Source organism: Lactobacillus sp. OTU4228 (assembly GCF_001006945.1).
GTDB classification, from domain to species: domain Bacteria; phylum Bacillota; class Bacilli; order Lactobacillales; family Lactobacillaceae; genus Lactobacillus; species Lactobacillus amylovorus.
In genome coordinates, this window is sequence record NZ_CDLD01000005.1 from 1 (window position 1) to 1,706 (window position 1,706).

General features: G+C 34.6%; 1 protein-coding gene. It reads right to left on the reverse strand.

Going from position 1 to position 1,706, the window contains the following annotated elements:
* Positions 1 to 201: 201 nt before the first annotated feature.
* The gene (locus tag BN1206_RS01830; RefSeq protein WP_025015408.1) at positions 202 to 1,434 is read right to left on the reverse strand and encodes an IS110 family RNA-guided transposase; all 1,233 of its coding nucleotides are present in this window, start codon (positions 1,432 to 1,434) and stop codon (positions 202 to 204) included.
* Between the last annotated feature and the right edge of the window lie 272 nt (positions 1,435 to 1,706).

Consider the following 1,706-nt stretch of genomic DNA (forward strand, 5'->3'; position numbering starts at 1 on the left):
GAAATCAGATCTAATTTTTCTACTTTAATTCAAGTATTATCAACGTTTAATTTAGATATTTTCTTAAAAATAATGGTGCGAATAAAGCTGAAAAGATTAAATAAAAGTTTTGTGCATATTTATTAGGTAACACAAAGAAGCCTATGAATTCTTGTAGTTTTTTCATAGGTTGTTATACTGAAAGTGATTATTTGATTTCAACTAAAGTCTTTGATTCCTAGTGGCTACGTTGTAATCATATAATTGATTCTTTGTAACCAGTGCATACATGGTTCGAATTAGTTTATGTACTGATGCAATGGCAATCTTCTTGAAGCCGCGGCTTTGAGAAGATTTTTTTCTATCATAATAGTCAGTAATATGACAGGGCTGGGTAGTCTTTACTGATTCCATTTGACCGATACTTAAATACATGATCTTTCTGGCAATTGAATTGCCGTGTTTGGTAATACTTAAATGACTGTCTAATTCACCAGACTGATAGATGCCAGGATCAATGCCGATAAAAGCATCAATTTGGTTAGGACTGTCAAATCGTCTTAAATCACCTAATTCAGCCAATAATCTTAAGGCTGTTGTTTTGGCAATACCAGGAATGCTTTGATAAATGGTTAATATACGGGTATCAGCCTGATTTTTACTGGCTAATTTATACAGGTAGGCCAGTGCTTCCTTTTTCTCCTGATCAAGAGAAAAAAGACTGGCAATATTTCTTTGAATAGCACGGATAACAATACTATCCTTATTGTCATAGGCACAAGTTAATCGAGCCAAAGAGATTAAGCGTTGCGTAAGGTATTCGGCTTTTTTCTGGCTTAATCCCGATATAGTTTCTAATTCGCCCAAAATATGTTCCTTGTTACTATCTAAAACAGCTTGTGCATGCGGAAATAAGGCAACTACTGACCAATAAATTTTACCTGTAGGATGACACATGAGATTTTCAATTTGTGGGAAAGTTGTCTGCAGATTACGATGAAGCTGATTCTTGGCAACAACCATAGCTTTATTCAATTCTTCATAGTATCTGCTTGCATTTTGCATTTCATGGTATGCCCGAGACTGAGGCTTAAGTAGCTTCTGTGGAGCATTAAACTGTATCAGAGCTAGACGATAAGCGTCAACTTGATCGGTCTTATTATGACGAAGGTTATTATCCATCAGCTTTTTAGCTTTCAAAGGATTAAGCTTTAGATATTGAATATGCTTCTTCTCTAAAAAAGCCTGCAAGCTCAAAGAATATACTCCTGTTGATTCAAAGACTATCAAAGGAATGACAGAGTAAAGACGTAATCTTTTATAAAGCTGCTGGAAGCCGACCATGTCATTGCTTATTTTAAATGTCTTACCCTGCCTAACTTTATCCATTAGAACGCAGACAGTAGAGTCCTTACTGCTAACATCAATGCCAACAATCACTTTACAATTTTCCATGATTGAACCTCCCAAAGTTTTAAAGATAAAATACCTTATCGAACTATTTAATTCTTATTTTCTAAACCCGGCATCAAGTGCCTGCATACTTCGAAGAGACTTCTAAATAGTCGGTAAAGCAGCCTGTTTCTAAAACGACATTTTTTGCCTTAAATTAGATATGACTTTATGCTTTATCTTCACCTTTATTTTAGATAAAAATAAAGTATTTGATTAAAGTTCCGTCGAACTTCAACCCAATACTTAGGTTAGTATGTTTCTAAACTCGACAT